Source organism: Acidovorax sp. BL-A-41-H1, assembly GCF_051942715.1.
This window is the reverse complement of the sequence record NZ_JBPVJQ010000003.1, coordinates 801209-819506: the sequence shown is the minus strand read 5'-3', so window position 1 is coordinate 819506 and position 18298 is coordinate 801209. Positions and strand designations below refer to the sequence as shown.

Sequence of the window (18298 nt, the reverse complement as noted above, 5' to 3'; positions counted from 1 at the left end):
GGAAAAGCGCCGCACGCCGTGGCGTGGCGTGGCGCCGCACCTTCGGCGGCCCGTTTTTTTCAGACCACTGAACGCACCCAGCGCACGATGTCAGCCGCTGGCAGCGCGCCCGAGATGCGCGACACCTCGCGCCCCTGGCGGAAAAGGATCATGGTCGGGATGCTGCGGATGCCGTAACGCCCCGCAATCTCCGGCTCGGCCTCGGTGTTGAGCTTGGCCAGCCGCACGGCGGGCTCCAGCTCGCGCGCGGCCTGCGCGTAGGCGGGGGCCATCTGGCGGCAGGGGCCGCACCATGGTGCCCAGAAGTCCACCAGCACCGGCCGGTGGTTGCGCCCGATGTGGCGGTCGAACGCATCGCCCGCCAGCTCCAGCGGCGCGCCTGCAAACAGCGGCTGGTGGCACTTGCCACAGTCGGGTGCGTTGGCCATGTCTGCGCTTTGCACGCGGTTGGTGGTGTGGCAGTGCGGGCAGACGATGTGAAGGGGTTCGGACATACGCGAAGGGCTCAGATAGGAGTGACAGGCGGTATGCAGAGGGTGCGGCTGGATCGGGTGATTTCAAGGGCTGAGCACGGTGCAAACCCGACACGCCCGGTCTACACAAAGTTACGCGCAAACAGGCACTGAAACGGCGCGCAGAGGCTTTAGAGCCGATGCGCTCTGCTAAGGTCCCCGGCCATGCAGCTGCTCCCGATACTGACCACTGCCCATGCGCTTTTTCTCGACTTTGACGGCACCCTGACCGAACTGGCGCCGCGGCCCGAAGCGGTGCGCATTGCCTCGGGCCTGGTGCCCACGCTGGCGGCCATGCAGGCCCACCTGGGCGGTGCACTGGCCATTGTCACGGGTCGGCCCGAAGCCGATATCGACGGCTTTCTGGCACCCCTGCGGCTGCCGCTGGCCAGCGAGCATGGTGCGCAGTACCGCCTGTTTGGCGAGTCCCTTCCCTCCGTCGCCACGCCCGACCTCACGCAGGTGCTGCACGCAGCGCAGGAGCTCGCAGCGCGCCAAGCTGGCCTGCTGGTGGAAACCAAGCGTGCCAGCATCGCACTGCACTACCGGCAGGCACAGCATCTGGAGGTGCACTGCCTGCGCGCGATGGAGCGCGCCGTGCAGGGCCTGGATGGCCTGGAGCTGCTGCGCGGCAAGTGCGTGCTGGAGGTCAAGCCGCGTGGGGTGCACAAGGGCCAGGCCATCATCGACTTCATGACGCAGCCGCCCTTTGCCGGGCGCATGCCAGTCTTCGTGGGGGACGATGTCACCGACGAGGCGGGCTTTGCCGCCGTACACGCGCTGGGCGGCTGGGGCATCAAGGTCGGCGAAGGCGCCACCATGGCCCAGTACCGCTGCATGACACCGGCTGCGTTGCGTGGATGGCTGTCGGCCGCGCGCACCAGCTGGGACCGCGAACGGTAGGTAGGCAGGCACCAAGTTTTGCCCGCAAGAGGGCGGCTGATGCCACACAGGCCTGCAGCCACGGTTCTCTGCATGCGCCTTCTGGCCCCGGGCATTCGCGCATTTGTCCGACACGGCTGCTGCAGGGCGGACGCAATGATTTACAGATGAGCCGTCTCGTAGTCATTTCCAACCGCATCGCCGATCCCCGCAAACCCGCCGCAGGGGGCCTGGCAGTCGCATTGGGCGACGCGCTGAGCCAGACAGGAGGCCTGTGGTTTGGCTGGAGCGGCAACATCACCGAAGACGGCACACCGGGCGAGGGCGACCTGCGCGTGCGCCAGGCCGGGGCCGTGACACTGGCCACGGTGGACCTCTCGCGCGAAGACCACGACAGCTACTACCTGGGCTATAGCAACAGCGTGCTGTGGCCGGTTTTCCACTACCGGCTGGACCTGGCCGACTTCAACGCCAGCTACATCGCCGGCTACCGCCGCGTGAACCGGATGTATGCCCAGAAGCTGCTGCCGCTGCTGAAGGACGACGACATCATCTGGGTGCACGACTACCACCTGATTCCGCTGGCCGCCGAGCTGCGCGCCATGGGCTGCAAGCAGCGCATCGGCTTTTTCCTGCACATCCCCGTGCCCCCACCGCTCATCATGGCCGCCATACCGCAGCACGAGTGGCTGATGCGTTCGCTGTTTGCCTACGACCTGGTGGGGCTGCAAAGCGAATGCGACGTGGCGCATTTCACCCGATACGTGCGCAACGAGGCCAGTGCCGAGGAGCTGGAAGACAGCCGCGTGCGCGCTTTTGGCGCCACGGTGGTCGTGCGGGCCTTCCCCATCGGCATCGATGTGGACGAATTCACACGCTTGGCCAACGCGCCCGAGGCCATTGAAACCTGCGAACGCATGCGCGAGGAATACTCGCGCCGCCGCCTGCTGATGGGCGTGGACCGGCTCGACTACTCCAAAGGCCTGCCGCACCGTGTGCGCGCGTACCGCGAACTGCTGGACCGCTACCCGGAAAACCGCAACAGCGCCACGCTGATCATGATTGCGTCCCCCTCGCGCGACGATGTGAACGCCTATTCAGACCTGCGCCAGGAGCTGGAGGGCCTGTGCGGCGCCGTCAACGGCGACTACGGCGAGCTGGACTGGATGCCCGTGCGCTACATCCACCGCATGGTGGCGCGCAAGCGCGTGCCCGGGCTGTGCCGGGCAGCGTCGGTGGGGCTGGTGACGCCGCTGCGCGACGGCATGAACCTGGTGGCCAAGGAATACGTGGTGGCGCAAGACCCGGAAGACCCCGGGGTGCTGGTGCTGTCGCGCTTTGCGGGTGCAGCCGAGCAGCTGAAAGAAGCGCTGCTGGTGAACCCGTATGACACGCAAGGCATGGCCGACAGCATTCAGCAGGCGCTGCAGATGCCGCTGGCCGAGCGGCAGGAACGCCACCAAAAGCTGATGGCGGGCATCCGCGAGCACGATGTGCACTGGTGGCGCCGGGAATTTCTCAGCGCGCTGGAAACCGCCGGAGCCTGAACAACAGCGCTCAGATCAGCTTCATGATCAGGCTGACCAGGAAGCTCAACAACAAGGTCGAAGCCAGCGGCACATCCCAGTCTCGCCCCAGCCACCGAAAACGCAGATCGCCCGGCAGTTGGCCAAACCCCAGGCGCCGCAAAAAGGGTGACAGCCAGCTCAGCAGCATGAGCGCCAGAAACATCACGATGAGCCAGCGGAGCATGTGCGATCGGTAAAGAGGGCGGGTCGGGCCTGGCCAGCAGTTCAGAGGCGGTGCGAGCGGTCGCCGTGCGCAAAGCCCAGCGGCTCCCACGGCTCGCCAGCCCCCAGCGCCAGTACCTTGAACAGCTCACCCATTTCATGTTCCATGATCAGTTTGGCCGCAGTGGCACGCTCTGCCTGGGGTAGATGCTCCATTTTTGGTAGCAAGCCGCAATTGATGAGGAAGTGCGCCTGCGTGGTGTAGCCCAGCACCTGCATGCCTGCATCCTGCGCCGCCAGCGCCATGGCGGTGAAATTGACGTGGGCGGTAATGTCCTTGAGCCCCACGTTCACCAGCGGATCGCCATCGGCCATGTGGCCCTGGTGGCACATCACCGTGCCCATGTGGCGCTGCGGGTGGTAGTACTCGTCCTCGCCAAAGCCATAGTCCAGCAAAAAGGCCGCGCCGCGTGTGAGCCGGTCGGCCAGCATGCGGATGAACCCTTCGCCCTGCGCGTGCGTTTCGGTCAGGTAGTCCTGCGGGCCTTCGATGGCGATCGGCGGGCGCAGGTGCGTGGGGCGGTCTGCCCAGGCAAAGCTGCCGTCATCGGCCACCACCACGCCGCGCTCGTGCCATACCCCGGTCTGCTGGCCGCCGTGGCGGGCCAGCAGCTGCACGGGCATGGCGTCCAGCACCTCGTTGCCCACCACCACACCGCTGAAGGTTTCGGGCAGCGCATCCACCCAGCGCAGCTTGTGGGCGTGCGCCACCAGCTTTGCCTGCTGGCGCGCCCGCAGGCTGCCCGACAGATCCACAATGGTGTAGCGCTGCACCTGGTCGCCCAGTGCGTCGAGCAGCTGCAGCGCCAGCGCGCCTGAGCCCGCACCAAACTCCCACACCTCGTCTGTGCCGGTCTGCGCCAGCGCCTGGCCCACCTGCACGGCCAGCGTCTGGCCGAACAGGGGTGTGAGCTCGGGCGCGGTCACGAAGTCGCTGCCAGAGTCCGGCATGGCACCGAACTTGGTGGAATCGTTGGCGTAGTAGCCCAGCCCCGGGGTGTACAGGGCCAGTTCCATGAAGCGGTCAAATCCCAGCCAGCCACCGGCGGCGGCAATGGCCTCGCAGATGTGCGCGTGCAGGGCGGTCGTTAAACTCTCGGGTCTTTGGGTCACGGCCCGCATTGTCCCTTACATGTCCACCCCTCCCCTTCACACACGCCCCCGCACGGTGCTGGTGACCGGCGCTGCAAAGCGCCTGGGCCGCCACATCGCACTGGCCCTGGCCGCAGGCGGCTGGCAGGTGGCGGTGCACTACCGCTCGTCGGAGCAAGATGCTATCAATACAGTAGCTGAATGTGCATTACTGACAAGCGCTAGCGCCCATTTCGAGGCTGATTTTGACGACGAAGCCGCCGTGCGGGCCCTTCTGCCCCGCGTGGTGGCGCATTTCGGCAGCGTGGATGCCGTGGTCAACAGCGCCTCGCTGTTCGAGCACGACAGCGTGGACACCTTCGGCTTTGACGCGCTGCAAAAACACCTGCGCAGCAATACCGGGGCGCCCGTGCTGCTGGCCCAGGCGCTGCACCAGCACATCGCCGAGCGCGCAGCCCAGGGCGAAACCGATGCCCAGGGCGCCGTGGTCAACCTGCTGGACCAGAAGCTCTGGAACCAGAACCCCGACTTTCTGAGCTACACGCTGTCCAAAGCCGCGCTGGAAGCCGCCGGGACCATGCTGGCCCTGGCGCTGGCACCACGGGTGCGCGTGGTGGGCGTGGCCCCGGGCCTCACGCTGACGAGCCACATGCTCAGCGACGACAAGTTTGCCCAGCTCCACTCCCTGAGCCCGCTGGGCCGCTCGTCCACCCCCGAAGACGTGGCAGCCACGGTGAAGTTCGCGCTGGAAAATCGTTCCATCACCGGCACTACGCTGCTGGTCGACGGCGGCCAGCACCTGATGAAGTTCGACCGCGATTTTTCGTTGATGTGAGCGCGCGCAAGCCGCCACTCCATCCAGGACCCTTTTCATGACAGACGCTGCAGGCACCCAGATCCTCACGCTCACCGGTTTGCGCTTTGATGCCAACCTGGGCATCCTCGACCACGAGCGCACCGCGCCCCAGCCCATCCAGGTCGATGCCGAGCTGAACCAGGGCCTCCAGCCGCTGTTGCCGCACGACGATGACATCAGCCACGTGCTGGACTACCGCAAGGTGCGCCAGATCATCATCGACGAGTGCACGGCCGAACACGTGAACCTGCTCGAGAGCCTGATCGGCAAGCTCGCCAAACGCCTGATGCAGCTGCCCGGCGTGCAGGGGGTGCGGGTGAAGATTGCCAAGCTGGAAATTTTTGACGACTGCGAAGTGGCGATTCGCGTCGAGACAGGACAGTGGTGACCCCATGAGCGCAGTACTGAATGAAGCCCCAACCTCCGCCCAATCCACGGGCTGGACGGAGGAAAGCACCGAAGCCACCAGCGGAGCTGCCCGCATGAAGATCGAGCGCGAAACCCACAAGCTTGAAAAGCGCTTGTGCCGCGAGGTGGGCAAGGCCATCGTCGACTTCAACATGATCGAAGAAGCCGACAAGGTGATGGTGTGCATGTCGGGCGGCAAGGACAGCTATGCGCTGCTGGACATCCTGCTCAAGCTCAAGGCCCGCGCGCCCATTCACTTTGACCTGGTGGCGGTCAACCTCGACCAGAAGCAGCCCGGGTTCCCCGAGCATGTGCTGCCCGAATACCTAGCCAGCACCGGCGTGCCGTTCCACATCGAGAACGAGGACACCTACAGCATCGTCAAGAAGCTGATTCCCGAGGGCAAGACGACCTGCAGCCTGTGCAGCCGCCTGCGCCGGGGCATTCTCTACCGCGTGGCCGATGAGCTGGGCTGCACAAAAATAGCGCTGGGCCACCACCGTGACGACATTTTGCAAACGCTGTTGCTCAACATGTTCTTCGGCGGCAAGATGAAAAGCATGCCGCCGAAGCTGGTCAGCGACGACGGCAAGCATGTGGTGATCCGCCCGCTGGCCTACGTGGCCGAGAAAAACACCACCCGCTGGGCCGCGCACCGCAACTTCCCCATCATCCCGTGCAACCTGTGCGGCAGCCAGGAGAACCTGCAGCGCAAGCAAGTGGGCGAGATGCTGCGCGAGTGGGAAAAGCGCTTCCCGGGCCGCGTGGAAAACATGTTCAACGCGCTGCAGAACGTGGTGCCCTCGCACCTGCTAGATGGCAGCCTGTACGACTTCAAGAACGCCCGGGCCACCGGCATCGCCAGCGAAGACGGGGACAAGGCTTTCGACAAGGAAGAGTTCTCGGCCCCGTCACCTTCGTTACCAGGTGTTCAGGTAGTGCAGCTGTCGTGAACCTGCGGCGGCGGACCGTGTCTCACCATGATCGTCCCGTTGCGGACATCACCGAGGACTGACTGCCATGAACCTTCGCCGCCTCACCCCCGCTCTGGTGGCAGCGCTTGCCGCCGTGGTGCTTGCAGGCTGCAGCACCGGTCCGCGCATCGTGGACGGGCGCGTGCAGAGCTTTGCCACACCCGGCGCGGTGACCACACCCGCCACCTACCGGCTGGAGCGCCTGCCGTCGCAGCAGGGCCTGGCGTTCGACACCATTGCCGCCCTGGCCGATCAGGCCCTGGCGCGCGCTGGCTTGCAGCGTGACGATGCTGCACCGCAGCTGCTGGCCCAGATCAACGTACAGGCCGATACCGTGCCCCGGGCAGACCCGTGGGGCTACCCCTACGGGCCCTACGGCGGGTTTGGGCCGTCGCCCTGGGCATTTGGCGGCGGCTGGCATGGCCGCGGCTGGGGCGTGGGCGGCCTGTGGGGCATGGGCGTACCCACGCCGCTGTACCGGCGCGCCGTCAGCGTGGTGCTGCGCAGCGCCCGCGACCAGGCCGTGGTGTACGAGACCTCGGCAGTGCACGAGGAAGTGTGGGTGAGCGACCCGGGCGTGTACGGCGTGCTGTTTGATGCGGCGCTGCAAGGGTTTCCGGCACCGCCCGCCGGCGTACGGCAGGTAAAGCTGCCGCTCTTGGCGCCGCCAGCGCAAGGCACTCGCACCGGCAATTCGGCGGCCACACCCGGGGTGGTAGTACCCTCCCCGGGCGCATCTTCGCCCCCCGGAGTCCCGGCAACGCGGTAAGCTTGCGCGGCGCCAGGGCCAGCGGGCCGGGCGCAGACCACATGGCGGCCTCGCGGGCGGTCGCGCATGGGCGGCCGGGCAACCGGCTGCCTTGTCAGCCCCACACCGACACCCCACACGCCCGCATGGACGCCACCCGCATCGTCGCCATCCGCCACGGAGAGACCGCCTGGAACGTGGACACGCGCATCCAGGGCCATCTGGATATTCCGCTGAACGACACCGGGCTGTGGCAAGCCCGGCAGGTTGCCCGGGCGCTGGCGTCCGAACCTGTGGCCGCCGTCTACACCAGCGACCTGCAACGTGCCCACGCCACCGCACAGGCTGTGGCCCATAGCACCGGCGCGCCGCTGGTCACGCACACGGGTTTGCGCGAACGCAGCTTTGGCCACTTTCAGGGCCGCACGTTTGCAGAGATCGAAACCGAACTGCCCGAAGATGCCCTGCGCTGGCGCAAGCGCGATCCGCACTACGCGCCCAACGGCGGCGAGTCGCTGCTCACCCTGCGCGACCGCATCGAGCGCACCGTCACGGCGCTGGCACGCGAGCACGCGGGCGAGCAGATCGTGATGGTGGCGCACGGCGGCGTGCTCGATGTGCTGTACCGCCTGGCCACGCGTCAGGACATCCAGGCGCCGCGCACCTGGCAACTGGCCAACACCGCCATCAACCGTCTTTTGTGGACCCCTGACGGCCTGACCCTGGTCGGGTGGGCCGACACCCAGCACCTGGACAACGCAGCGCGCGATGAAACCCATACCTGACTCTCTCAAATCCGCCGTCGGCCAGCGCGTGGACCTGATCGACACGCCTGCACTGGTGATCGACCTTGACGCGATGGAGCGCAACATCCAGCGCATGGCCGACTTTGCGCGCAAGCACCAGGTGCGCTGGCGCCCCCACGCCAAGATGCACAAGAGCGCTGCGCTGGCGCTGCAGATGCAGCGTGCCGGTGCGCAGGGCGTGTGCGTGCAGAAGGTGTCCGAAGCCGAAGCACTGGCCGACGGCGGCGTGACCGACATCGCCATCACCAACGAGGTGGTGGCCATGCCCAAGCTGCAGCGCGCCGCGCGGCTGGCGGCACGCCTGGCTGCGCAAGGCGGGCGCCTGGCGATTGCGGTGGACCACGCCGAAGGCATTGCCCGCCTGGCCGAAGCCATGGCGCAGCATGGCAGCGATGCGGGCATTGACGTACTGGTGGAAATTGACGTGGGCCAGGGCCGCTGCGGCGTGCCGCCCGGCGAGGCCGCCGTGGCACTGGCACAGGCCGTGGCACAGCATGGCCGGCTGCGGTTTGCAGGCCTGCAGGCTTACCACGGCCGCGCCCAGCACATGGCCAGCACGGTGGGCCGCAGGTCGGCTATTGCCGATGTGGTGGCCGCCGCGCGGCACACGCGCCAGCTGATCGAGGCCGCGGGCCTGCCGGTGCCGCTGGTCACCGGCTCGGGCACCGGCACGCTGGTGCACGAGGCCGCCAGCGGCGTGTTCAGCGAGCTGCAGGCGGGGTCCTTCCTGTTCATGGATGCCGACTACGCCCGCAACGAGCGCGAGCCCGCCCAGCCGCAGTTCGAGCACGCGGCCTTCATCAAGACGCAGGTGATCTCGGTGCACGAAGGCCACGCCGTGTGCGACGCCGGCCACAAGAGCCACGCCATCGACTCGGGCCTGCCCACCGTAGCCCTGCTGCCGCCAGACTACGCGCTGCGCTACGCCAACGCGGGTGACGAGCACGGTCTGCTGTACGCCCAGGGTCCGCAAGCCCGGCTGCCCGCGCTGGGGCAGATGCTGTGGCTCATCCCGGGCCACTGCGACCCCACCGTGAACCTTTACGACTTCATGATCGGCGTGCGTGGCGGCCTGCTGGACGGCGTGGTGGAACGCATCATCAGGGTTGATGCCAGAGGCGCGCTGACCTGATCGGCGCAAGAATGGCACTGCGTACGCTCCACCCGGCGCGCCCGTGTTGACCCATGAGCCCATCCCAGATCATTGTTCTTGCCACGCCGGTCTTTCTGCTGCTGATCGCAGTCGAGCTGACCGTGGGCTATCGGCGCCAGCGCAACACCTACCGGCTGGCCGATGCGATGAGCAGCATCAGCCTGGGCATGCTGAGCCAGACCAGCGCGGTGTTCACGCGGCTGCTGCGCATCGGCATCTACACGGCGCTGTTCGAGCATGTGGCACTGTGGCGGAACGACGCCTTCTGGACCAGCCTGCCCGGCTGGCTGCTGGCGCTGGTGTTCTACGACTTGTGCTACTACTGGCTGCACCGCATGGGGCATGAATCGGCCGTGCTGTGGGCCGCGCACGCGGTGCACCACCAGAGCCAGGACTACAACCTCAGCACCGCCCTGCGCCAGACCAGCTCGGGCGCATTGCTGGGCTGGGTGTTCTATGTGCCCATGGCGCTGGCGGGCGTGCCACCGCTGGTGTTTGCGGTGGTGGCGCTCATCGACCTGCTCTACCAGTTCTGGGTGCACACCGAGCAGGTTGGCACGCTGGGCTGGTTTGACCGGTGGTTCTGCAGCCCCAGCAACCACCGCGTGCACCACGCCGTGAACGATCCGTACATCGACAAGAACTACGGCGGCATTCTCATCGTGTGGGACCGGATCTTCGGCACCTTCAAGGACGAGGACCCGCACGAAAAATGCGTGTACGGCACGCGCGGCCTGCTGGGCAGCTGGGACCCGCTCTGGGCCAACGCGCAGGTATATGCCGGGCTGGCGCACGACAGCTGGCACGCGCGCAGCTGGCCTGACAAGCTCCGGGTGTGGATCAAGCCGCCGGGCTGGCGGCCAGCGGATGTGGCACGGCGCTTTCCCAAACCAGCCTTCCGCATGGAGCAGATGCAGCGGTACCAGCCACCCATGTCGCGCGCGGTGCAGTGGTTTGCGCTGGTGCAGTTTGCGGTGCTGCTGGCGGGCGTGGCGGTGTTTCTGTGGCGGGCCGATGCGGCGCCGCTGGCGCACAACGCCATCTGGTTTGCAGTGCTGCTGACGGCCCAATGGTCGCTGGGCGCCGTGATGCAGGGGCGCATCGGCATGCTGATGGCGCTGATGCTGCAAAGCGCGGCGCTGGCCACCGCCACCAGTGCGTTGGGGCTGACCCAATGGCACCTGCTATGCAAGCCGCTGACCATGGTGATTGCTATTATTTTAATAGCTGCAAGTGCAAATAAAACAAGCGCTATCGGCCAGTTTGGCACCAAAAGCCGTGTTTTCATGCTGGCAGCGCTCGCCGGATCGCTGGCGGGCGATGTGTTCCTGATGCTGCCCGGCTTCTTCATCCCGGGCCTGGTGAGCTTTCTGGTGGCGCACCTGTTTTACGTGGCGCTGTTCAAGGGCGGCCAGCAGTGGTTTCCGCACCGTGGGGCCCTGGCCGCCACACTCGGTGTGGGCGCTGCGATGTTTGCCTTTTTGTGGGCGGGCGGGCTGCCTCCGGGGCTGCGCGCGCCCGTGGCAGCGTACGTGCTGGTGATTGCGCTGATGGCGGCGCAGGCGATCGGCCGGGCAACGGTGCTGCGCGATGCACCTTCGTTGCTCGTGGCGCTGGGCGCCGGGTTCTTCATGCTTAGCGATTCGCTGCTGGCCACCAACCGTTTTGTGACGCCGCTGCCGGGGTCACAGGTCTGGGTGCTGGGTACGTACTACGCGGCGCAGGCGTTGATCGTCAGCGGGTGGCTGGCCGGCCTGGCCCACAGCAGCGCAGCACAGCGCGCAGTGGAGGGCGTGGCCCGCACGCACACGCCCGCGGACATGAGCCCCGAGGCGGCAGCACACCCATCCTGAAAAGCCCGGTGCGTCCGGCGTTTTCAATGCCAAATTAGCCTGTAGTGCTTATTCCAATTGGCCTGTCAGCTATTTCTTCAATAGCATCCCGGCAGTCTTGCGCTCACCCGGCATGGGCAGGCTCCACGCCCCCGGTGATGGCTTCGTCCCGCGCGATGCGGCCATCCACCAGCTCTACCAGCCGGTCGCAGCGCGCGGCCAGACGGGGGTCGTGCGTGACCACGACAAAGCTCGTGCCCCGCTCGGCATGGATGCGGCGCAGCAGGGCAAACACCTCGGCCGACGAGGCGGTATCCAAGTTGCCCGTGGGCTCGTCGGCCAGCACCAGCGGCGGGTTCATCACCAGCGCGCGGGCAATCGCCACGCGCTGCTGCATGCCGCCCGACAGCTCTGCTGGGCGCTTGTGCATGGCCTGGGCCAGGCCCACGGCATCGAGCAGGCTGCGGGCATGCTCCAGGTGCGTGGTGCTCACCCGGCCTTCGGCCATGAGGGCGGGCAGCGTGACGTTCTCCAGCGCCGAAAACGCGGGCAGCAGGTGGTGGAACTGGAAGACAAACCCCAGCGTGCTGCGCCGGCGCAAGGTCAGCGCAGCATCATCGAGGCCCTTGACTTCTTCACCGCCCAGCGCGTAGCTGCCCGACGTCATTCGTTCGAGCAGCCCGAGGATGTTGAGCAGCGTGCTCTTGCCCGAACCCGAGGGGCCCATCAGCGCGATGAACTCGCCGCGGTCCACGCGCAGGTCAATGCCGTGCAGCACCTCGGCCTCGCTGGGGCGGCCGATGTTGTAGCTCTTGCGTACAGAGCCCAGCGCGATCAGTGCATCGCCGTTGCCGGTAGCGGGGCGGGTGGCAGCGGCGTGGGTCATCACAGCCTGATGGCCTGGGCCGGATCCAGCGCGGCGGCGCGCCGCGCGGGCGCCACCGCGGCCAGCACGCCGCAGACCGATGCGATCAGCGCCACCTGCAGCGCCATGGCGGGCGGCAGCGATATCGAAAACAAGGGCAGCCCGTCCGAGCCACGCACGAAGTGGGTAAACACCCAGATCAGCGCCACGGCCAGCAAGAGCCCCAGCACCGAGCCCAGCGCGCCCACCACGGCGCCCTGCACCAGAAACACCCGCAGCACCTGGCCACGGGTTGCGCCCATGGCCCGCAGGATGCCGATCTCGCGGCCCTTTTGCACCACCGACACCACCAGCACACTGGCCATGCCCAGCACCACCACCGCCAGCACCACGCCGCGGATGATGGCCGTGCTGATGGACTGCGCATTGAGCGCAGACACCAGCTGTGCGTTGCTCTCCTGCCAGCTTTCAATCTTGTAGGGGAAGCGGCCCTGCAACTCGCGCGCCAGCGCCTGTGCCACCCACACGTCGTGCAGGGTCAGGTCGAGCTGGCTGGCACCGCCGGGCAGCGCCAGCAGGCTTTGTGCAGCGCGCAGGGGCACGATCACGGTGCGGCGGTTCAGGTCCTTCACGCCCAGGTCCACCAGCGCGGTCACGCGCACCGAATCACTGACCGTGCCACTGGCGCTGCCGGTCTGCACCGTGAGGCGGTCGCCCACGCGCACGCCCAGGTCGGCCGCCAGCTCGCGCCCCACAATCGCCTCGCCGGGTGACAGGCGCGCGCTGCCGCTGATGACCTTGGAGCGCAGCCCCACCACACGGTCGTAGCGGTCCAGATCCACACCCATCAAGGCAATGGCCTGCGTGGCCTCGCCGCGCAGCGCAAGGCCTGCACCCGACACCATGGGCGAAACGCCAGCCACCTCGGGCAGGGCCTCCAGCAGCGGCACCAGCGCCTGCCAGTTGGCCACCGAGCGCAGGCGCTGGGCGCGCGGCTGTGTTTCCGTCAGCACGGCAACGCCAGGCGCTGGCGAGGCTGCGGGCGTGACGAGGTCGTCAGGCGCCCGCAGGGTGATGTGAGCCTGCGCGCCCAGGGTCTTGTTCAGCGTGTTGGACTGCAGGCCGCTGATGAGCGCCGAGATGTAGGCAATGACCGCCACGCCTGCCGCCACGCCCACGATGATGAGCACCGTCTGCATGCGGCCCTCGCGCAGAAAACGCAGCGCTACGCGGAACTCGAAGCCGGGCCAGATCAGCATGAGGCCTGCTCAACGGCCCATGGCGTTGGTGAGGGCCGCGCCTGCATCGGCTCCGGGCTGCTGGCCTGCGGTCGCAGCCGTGCCCGACGCCCACTGCACCGTGCGGGGCCGTACCCGGTCACCAGGTTCAAGGTCGCCGCCGCGCAGTACGGTGTCGCCTTCTTTGAGGCCGTCAAGCACCTCGACCGCATCGAGCGTACGCAGGCCCAGCCGCACACCGCGCGCCAGGGCACGGCCGTCCTGCAGCACCAGCACAGTAGCTGTGTCCGCACCTCCGGTGCTGCGCAGGGCGGCCTGCGGCAAGACGAGTGCCTTGTCGCGCCGGGCAGTCTCCACCTCGACCGACAGGGTCATGTCCTCGCGCAGGAACGCAGGCGCCTGCTGCTCCAGCGCAAATTTCACTTCGATGGCGCCGCGCTGGGCGTCCACCGCCGGGGCAATGGACAGCACGCGCGCTGCAAAGCGCTGGCCGGCAAACGCATCCGCCACCACCGATGCCTTCTGGCCCGGCTGCAGCTGGTCCAGAAAGCGCTCATCCACCGGCGCCACCAGCTGGGTGGGCCCGGCCAGCGCCAGGCTGAGCAGGGCCTTGCCGGGTTGCACGATCTGGCCGGGCTCGACCTCGCGCACCAGCACGCGCGCATCGGCCGGCGCCCGCAGCACGGCCTGCGCCAGCCGTGCCCGCGCCGCCTGCGTGGCGGCCTGTGCCAGTGCCAGCTGCGCCTGCGCCTGAACCATGTCGGTGCCGGCATCGGCATTGGCCTCGATCTGCGCCTGCGCGCTTTGCTGCTGGGCTCGCGCCACGTCCACGGCGCGCCGGGCATCGTCGAGCTGCGCCGGGCTGTAGAAGCCATCCGCCACCAGCTTTTGCACCCGGGCCAGGCTGGCGCTGGCGGCCTGCAGCGTGGCATCGGCCTGCGCGCGAGCGGCCTGTGCGGCGCTGCGGCCACTGCTGCGCAGGCCCGCCAGCCGCGCATGTGCCTGCCGCTCCGAAGCCGCCGCCTGCGCCAGTGCGGCGCGCAGCTCATCGGCTTCAAGTTCGATCAGCACATCACCCTGGCGCACCTGCGCGCCTTCGGCCACTCGCACCTGCGCCACCCGGCCAGTCACAGTGCTGCCCACATCCACCCGCGACAAGGTGGCCACGCGGGCTGAAAACTGCAGGGTGCGTACGAGCGGAGCAGACTGCACTGCCAGCGCATCGACCTGCGGGCCGCGCAGCGCCACGGCACCGATGGCAGCGGCGCCCGCCAATACGACAGCGCCCAGCGCAAGGGCTACACGGCGGGCATTCATTGCACCAACCCCCAACTGGTGAATGCAAGGAATGTCATGGGTGCCGTTGGTGCCGGATGGGTGCTATTCAGAAAACAGCCCGCCCGCCGCCTGCGGTGGTGCCACCCCCAGGTGCCGGAACGCCGCCAGCGTGGCAATGCGCCCGCGCGGCGTGCGCTGCAAAAAGCCCTGCTGGATCAGATAGGGTTCAATCACATCCTCGATGGTGCCGGCCTCTTCGCCAATGCTGGCGGCAATGTTGTCCAGCCCCACCGGGCCCCCGTCAAAGCGGTGGATCACGGCTTCGAGCAGCTTGCGGTCCATCACGTCAAAGCCCTGCGGATCCACGTCGAGCATGGCCAGGGCCTTGTCGGCTATTGTTTTGGTGATGCGCCCGTCGCTCTTGACCTCGGCATAGTCGCGCACCCGGCGCAGCAGGCGGTTGGCAATGCGGGGCGTGCCGCGCGAGCGGCGGGCGATCTCGAAACCGCCCTCATCGTCCATGGGCGCGTTGAGCAGCCCGGCGCTGCGCTTGACGATGCGCGCAAGCTCCTCGGCCGTGTAGAACTCCAGCCGCGCCACGATGCCGAAGCGGTCGCGCAGCGGGTTGGTGAGCATGCCCGCGCGGGTGGTCGCCCCCACCAGCGTGAAGGGTTGCAGGTCCAGCTTGATGCTGCGCGCCGCCGGGCCCTCGCCGATCATGATGTCGATCTGGTAGTCCTCCAGCGCGGGGTAGAGGATTTCCTCGACCACGGGCGAGAGGCGGTGGATCTCGTCGATGAAGAGAACGTCGTTCTTTTCCAGGTTGGTCAGCAGCGCGGCCAGGTCCTTGGGCTTTTCAAGCACCGGGCCACTGGTCTGGCGCAGGTTCACACCCAGCTCGGCCGCGATGATGTGGCTGAGCGTGGTCTTGCCCAGGCCTGGTGGGCCGAACAGCAGCACATGGTCCAGCGCCTCGCCGCGCTTTCGGGCCGCACCGATGAAGATCTCCAGCTGCTCGCGCGCCTTGGACTGGCCCACGTACTCCTGCAGCAGCTTGGGGCGCAGGGCCCGTTCGATCGCTTCTTCCTGTGGAGAAGCGGGCGCGGCGGAGATGACACGTTTGGCAGGAGCGGGGGCGAAGTCGTCGGTCTGGATGGTCATACGGTCGGCGCGCGCCCTGCCTTACTGGCTGGTCCAAGCGTAGTACGCAATGTTTTCGTACTGGAAGTCCCGGTAGTTGGCGATGATGAAATCGCGCTCGGCAGCGCTCACGGTGTAGAAATGGGTGCCGGTGGCTGGCTTGTAGAAGCGGTAGATGGGCGTGGTGCCCGCAGCGGCCGATGCCTGGGCATACCAGATCGGGCCTTCGTAGTTGAAGACGGGATAGTTGGCCCGGACGAAGTCGCTTTCAGCCTGGTTAATGGTGTAGAAGTGGGCGCCGTTGCTCGTGTTGAAAAAGCGGAACACGGTGCTCTGGCCTGCGGTGGGCTGGGCATAGGCGTAGAAGGCGATGTTTTCGTACTGGAACTGCGGATACGTCTGGATGACAAAGTCGCGCTCGGCAGCGCTGGCCGTGAAGAAGTGCGCGCCGGTCTGTACGTTGAAAAAGCGGTAGATGGCAGTGCGCGCAGACGGCTGTGGCGAAGTGACCGAGCCAGCCAGCCAGGTCTTCAGCGCAGCGTTGTAGGCCACATCGAATCTGCCGTAGTAATCCAGCGATGCGCGATTGCTGCAGATGGCGGCGCCCCCGTACAGCGTGCCGATGACCTTGCCTGCGCGGAAAATGGCCGAGCCGCTGCTGCCGCCCTCGGTCGTGCCCTGGCTCCACGTCACCCTGTAGAAATTGCCGGTGCTGCCCACACACTGGAACTGGGTGGAGGAGATGCTGGAGCAGCTCGACTGACCCGCCACCGCCCCGATGCTGAGCTTGAGCAGATCGCTGCTCGGATGGTGCAAGCCGATGATGGACGAACCCGCAGCGACGCTGGTGGCATCCCACCCTGCAAACACGGCACCTGCGGGTGGCGTGTCATTGAGCTGCATGAAGGATATATCGGTGTCTGTACTGGCATACAGCAGGCGCGCACCGCCGACCTTGCGGGTGGACGAGCTTTGCAGCGCGCCACTGTTGCAGCTCGATGAGCGGAAGAACCAGTTGGTCTGAAGCGTGGAGGCCACGGTCTGCTCGGAGATGCAATGGTTGGCGCTCAGGAAATACGGGGTCCCCGAAGTATTGCCGTCGTTGAGCAAGGTGCCCGTGCACGAGTAGGTCAAGCCACTTTTCACAAAGACCATTCGGGCCACCGCGTTGCGCTCGCTGGCACCATCGTTGTAGCAAGTAGCGTCGAGGTTGCAGAGGTCGGCGTCACCAATGTTTTTTGTGCCCAGTCGCGCGGCATCCGCCAGGTCAGCTTCCGTGGGCAATGACAGGTTCTCAAAAATGTGCGACAGCTGCGGCACCGAAATGCGCAGTGCGCTCACCGGCACGCCGGGTGGCAGCTCGACCTCCAGCGTGGCCTCGCCTTCGCCGGTGTCGGGTGTCCACCAGGTGCGCGCGGCGTCGCTGCGGTCGCCAGCGGCCTGGTTGCGCTCGATGATCTGCAGGATCTCCTGCCCGGCCACCTGGTAGGGCTTGGCAGCAGCGGCCTGGGTGTACACGCGCAGCAGCGCACTACCCGGTAGCTGGTCGACCAGCACACCGAGGCGCACGCCATACGCGCCCTTGGCCTGGAAACTGATGGCGGCCACCTTGCCGCCCGCGGCGGTGTCGGCCCACTTCCACTGGGCCTGGGTGGCAGACGCGCTCTTGGTGGCGCCCACTTCGCGCCCCACACCCACCAGGCGCGGGCCGACGGTAGGGGCTGCAGCGGCAGTCTTGGCCATATCCAGCTCAGCCAGGTTGACCACCACGGCCCGGGGAGCAGCCTCTGCGCTGCGGGACTTGATGCTTGCCACATCCTGGACTGCGCTAGCGGGTTGCACCCGCGACGCCATCGAGGTGACGGGCGCGCTGAGTACAGGCGCCGAGGCAGCGTCACCAGCAGACCCGCCGCCGCATGCAGACAGCAGCGCGGCAGCCACCACCGTGAAACCGGCGGCCCATCGCCCGGAGAAAATTCGCTTCATTTCCAGTCCTTTGCTTAACGTTGCAACGCTGCACATTCCCATCGCGTCGACGACCGCGGCGAGGCGCGGCAAATCCCATGCACGAGCGATCGATTATCAGCGCGCCAGCGCCTTGAGCGCCAGCTTGATCCCGTCGCTCACGCCCACGTCCGCAGGCAGCGCCTTGAGCGCAGCAGCCGCTTCCTTGTCGTTGTAACCGAGGGCCAGCAGGGCCTGCAGGATGTCGGCCTGCGCATCGCTGTGCATGGCGCCGCCACCGGTGGCCCCCATGTCGGCGCCCAGCTTGCCCTTGAGCTCCAGCAGCAACCGCTCGGCCGTCTTCTTGCCGATGCCGGGCACCTTCACCAGGCGGCCCGCCTCCTGCAGCGTGACGGCCTGGGCCAGATCGGTCACGCCCATGCCCGACAGCACCGACAGCGCCGTGCGCGGCCCCACGCCCGATATCTTGATGAGCTCGCGAAACGCCTGCCGCTCAGGCGCGGTGGCAAAGCCGTAGAGCAGCTGCGCGTCTTCCCGCACAATGAACTGGGTGAGCAGGCTCACGCGCTCGCCCAGGGCCGGCAGGTTGTAAAACGTGCTCATGGGCACATAGACCTCGTAGCCGACGCCGTGGCAGTCCAGCAGCACCTCGGGGGGATTCTTCTCCAGCAGGGTGCCGGTCAACTTGCCTATCATTGGGTGTCCTTTGCCGGCGACCGCACACGCTGCAGCGCCCTTTTTCTAGCCAGACTGGAATTA

The 18298-nt window shown here is 67.1% G+C and carries 18 protein-coding genes; 9 read left to right on the top strand and 9 right to left on the bottom strand.

Annotated features, from left to right (window positions below):
- Positions 1–59 precede the first annotated feature (59 nt).
- The gene (trxC, locus tag ACTPOI_RS04730) at positions 60–494 is read right to left on the bottom strand and encodes a thioredoxin TrxC (RefSeq protein WP_440106908.1); all 435 of its coding nucleotides are present in this window, start codon (positions 492–494) and stop codon (positions 60–62) included.
- 183 nt (positions 495–677) lie between these two features.
- On the opposite strand from trxC, the gene otsB reads away from it, so the two are divergent.
- Together otsB and otsA are read left to right on the top strand one after the other, a co-directional pair.
- A complete protein-coding gene (gene otsB / locus ACTPOI_RS04725; protein ID WP_440106906.1) occupies positions 678–1415 on the top strand; it encodes a trehalose-phosphatase in 738 nt (245 codons plus the stop codon).
- A gap of 146 nt (positions 1416–1561) precedes the next feature.
- Complete coding sequence (gene otsA, locus ACTPOI_RS04720; RefSeq protein ID WP_440106904.1) at positions 1562–2941, top strand: alpha,alpha-trehalose-phosphate synthase (UDP-forming); 1380 nt, start codon at positions 1562–1564, stop codon at positions 2939–2941.
- Between the two features lie 10 nt (positions 2942–2951).
- Here otsA and ACTPOI_RS04715 read toward each other — a convergent pair whose 3' ends face one another.
- Entirely contained in the window at positions 2952–3146 is a 195-nt protein-coding gene (locus tag ACTPOI_RS04715) for a DUF2905 domain-containing protein (protein WP_440106902.1), read from the bottom strand.
- 41 nt (positions 3147–3187) lie between these two features.
- On the bottom strand, positions 3188–4306 hold the full coding sequence (locus ACTPOI_RS04710; RefSeq protein WP_440106900.1) for a class I SAM-dependent methyltransferase: 1119 nt from the start codon (positions 4304–4306) through the stop codon (positions 3188–3190).
- A 10-nt stretch (positions 4307–4316) separates the two neighbouring features.
- Between ACTPOI_RS04710 and ACTPOI_RS04705 the strand changes: the two genes are divergently transcribed.
- From ACTPOI_RS04705 to ACTPOI_RS04675, 7 genes are all read left to right on the top strand, one after another.
- Entirely contained in the window at positions 4317–5111 is a 795-nt protein-coding gene (locus ACTPOI_RS04705; RefSeq protein ID WP_440106898.1) for an SDR family oxidoreductase, read from the top strand.
- Between the two features lie 37 nt (positions 5112–5148).
- Positions 5149–5520 (top strand): dihydroneopterin aldolase, encoded by a 372-nt coding sequence (locus ACTPOI_RS04700; protein WP_440106896.1) that lies wholly within the window; start codon positions 5149–5151, stop codon positions 5518–5520.
- Positions 5521–5524: 4 nt separating this feature from the next.
- Positions 5525–6493, top strand: a complete 969-nt coding sequence (gene ttcA / locus ACTPOI_RS04695; protein WP_440106894.1) for a tRNA 2-thiocytidine(32) synthetase TtcA — start codon at positions 5525–5527, stop codon at positions 6491–6493.
- Between the two features lie 67 nt (positions 6494–6560).
- The gene (locus ACTPOI_RS04690; RefSeq protein WP_440106892.1) at positions 6561–7283 is read left to right on the top strand and encodes a DUF4136 domain-containing protein; all 723 of its coding nucleotides are present in this window, start codon (positions 6561–6563) and stop codon (positions 7281–7283) included.
- A gap of 125 nt (positions 7284–7408) precedes the next feature.
- Positions 7409–8047 (top strand): histidine phosphatase family protein, encoded by a 639-nt coding sequence (locus tag ACTPOI_RS04685; RefSeq protein ID WP_440106890.1) that lies wholly within the window; start codon positions 7409–7411, stop codon positions 8045–8047.
- A complete protein-coding gene (locus ACTPOI_RS04680) occupies positions 8031–9200 on the top strand; it encodes a DSD1 family PLP-dependent enzyme (RefSeq protein WP_440106888.1) in 1170 nt (389 codons plus the stop codon). Before ACTPOI_RS04685 ends, ACTPOI_RS04680 begins: the two co-directional genes overlap by 17 nt.
- A 53-nt stretch (positions 9201–9253) precedes the next feature.
- Entirely contained in the window at positions 9254–11074 is a 1821-nt protein-coding gene (locus ACTPOI_RS04675) for a lysoplasmalogenase family protein (protein ID WP_440106886.1), read from the top strand.
- Between the two features lie 103 nt (positions 11075–11177).
- Here the strand turns inward: ACTPOI_RS04675 and ACTPOI_RS04670 are convergent, their stop codons facing one another.
- The 6 genes from ACTPOI_RS04670 to ruvA form a co-directional block, all read right to left on the bottom strand.
- Positions 11178–11939, bottom strand: coding sequence for an ABC transporter ATP-binding protein (locus ACTPOI_RS04670; protein ID WP_440106884.1), 762 nt, complete (start codon positions 11937–11939; stop codon positions 11178–11180).
- Entirely contained in the window at positions 11939–13177 is a 1239-nt protein-coding gene (locus ACTPOI_RS04665) for an ABC transporter permease (protein WP_440106881.1), read from the bottom strand. Before ACTPOI_RS04665 ends, ACTPOI_RS04670 begins: the two co-directional genes overlap by 1 nt.
- A 9-nt stretch (positions 13178–13186) precedes the next feature.
- Positions 13187–14473: an efflux RND transporter periplasmic adaptor subunit gene (locus ACTPOI_RS04660; protein WP_440106879.1), complete on the bottom strand. Its 1287-nt coding sequence runs from the start codon at positions 14471–14473 to the stop codon at positions 13187–13189.
- Between the two features lie 63 nt (positions 14474–14536).
- Positions 14537–15595, bottom strand: a complete 1059-nt coding sequence (ruvB, locus tag ACTPOI_RS04655) for a Holliday junction branch migration DNA helicase RuvB (RefSeq protein WP_440106877.1) — start codon at positions 15593–15595, stop codon at positions 14537–14539.
- A 21-nt stretch (positions 15596–15616) separates the two neighbouring features.
- The gene (locus tag ACTPOI_RS04650) at positions 15617–17560 is read right to left on the bottom strand and encodes a trypsin-like peptidase domain-containing protein (protein WP_440106875.1); all 1944 of its coding nucleotides are present in this window, start codon (positions 17558–17560) and stop codon (positions 15617–15619) included.
- A 96-nt stretch (positions 17561–17656) separates the two neighbouring features.
- A complete protein-coding gene (gene ruvA / locus ACTPOI_RS04645; protein WP_440106873.1) occupies positions 17657–18235 on the bottom strand; it encodes a Holliday junction branch migration protein RuvA in 579 nt (192 codons plus the stop codon).
- Between the last annotated feature and the right edge of the window lie 63 nt (positions 18236–18298).

Bases quoted from the DNA above. Each gene is read 5' to 3' on its own strand.
- ACTPOI_RS04660 (WP_440106879.1), bottom strand. From the start codon at position 14,473: ATGAATGCCCGCCGTGTAGCCCTTGCGCTGGGCGCTGTCGTATTGGCG.
- otsA (WP_440106904.1), top strand. From the start codon at position 1,562: ATGAGCCGTCTCGTAGTCATTTCCAACCGCATCGCCGATCCCCGCAAA.
- ACTPOI_RS04680 (WP_440106888.1), top strand. From the start codon at position 8,031: ATGAAACCCATACCTGACTCTCTCAAATCCGCCGTCGGCCAGCGCGTG.
- trxC (WP_440106908.1), bottom strand. From the start codon at position 494: ATGTCCGAACCCCTTCACATCGTCTGCCCGCACTGCCACACCACCAAC.
- ACTPOI_RS04685 (WP_440106890.1), top strand. From the start codon at position 7,409: ATGGACGCCACCCGCATCGTCGCCATCCGCCACGGAGAGACCGCCTGG.
- otsB (WP_440106906.1), top strand. From the start codon at position 678: ATGCAGCTGCTCCCGATACTGACCACTGCCCATGCGCTTTTTCTCGAC.
- ACTPOI_RS04700 (WP_440106896.1), top strand. From the start codon at position 5,149: ATGACAGACGCTGCAGGCACCCAGATCCTCACGCTCACCGGTTTGCGC.
- ttcA (WP_440106894.1), top strand. From the start codon at position 5,525: ATGAGCGCAGTACTGAATGAAGCCCCAACCTCCGCCCAATCCACGGGC.
- ruvA (WP_440106873.1), bottom strand. From the start codon at position 18,235: ATGATAGGCAAGTTGACCGGCACCCTGCTGGAGAAGAATCCCCCCGAG.
- ACTPOI_RS04715 (WP_440106902.1), bottom strand. From the start codon at position 3,146: ATGCTCCGCTGGCTCATCGTGATGTTTCTGGCGCTCATGCTGCTGAGC.
- ACTPOI_RS04670 (WP_440106884.1), bottom strand. From the start codon at position 11,939: ATGACCCACGCCGCTGCCACCCGCCCCGCTACCGGCAACGGCGATGCA.
- ACTPOI_RS04710 (WP_440106900.1), bottom strand. From the start codon at position 4,306: ATGCGGGCCGTGACCCAAAGACCCGAGAGTTTAACGACCGCCCTGCAC.
- ruvB (WP_440106877.1), bottom strand. From the start codon at position 15,595: ATGACCATCCAGACCGACGACTTCGCCCCCGCTCCTGCCAAACGTGTC.
- ACTPOI_RS04665 (WP_440106881.1), bottom strand. From the start codon at position 13,177: ATGCTGATCTGGCCCGGCTTCGAGTTCCGCGTAGCGCTGCGTTTTCTG.
- ACTPOI_RS04690 (WP_440106892.1), top strand. From the start codon at position 6,561: ATGAACCTTCGCCGCCTCACCCCCGCTCTGGTGGCAGCGCTTGCCGCC.
- ACTPOI_RS04675 (WP_440106886.1), top strand. From the start codon at position 9,254: ATGAGCCCATCCCAGATCATTGTTCTTGCCACGCCGGTCTTTCTGCTG.
- ACTPOI_RS04650 (WP_440106875.1), bottom strand. From the start codon at position 17,560: ATGAAGCGAATTTTCTCCGGGCGATGGGCCGCCGGTTTCACGGTGGTG.
- ACTPOI_RS04705 (WP_440106898.1), top strand. From the start codon at position 4,317: ATGTCCACCCCTCCCCTTCACACACGCCCCCGCACGGTGCTGGTGACC.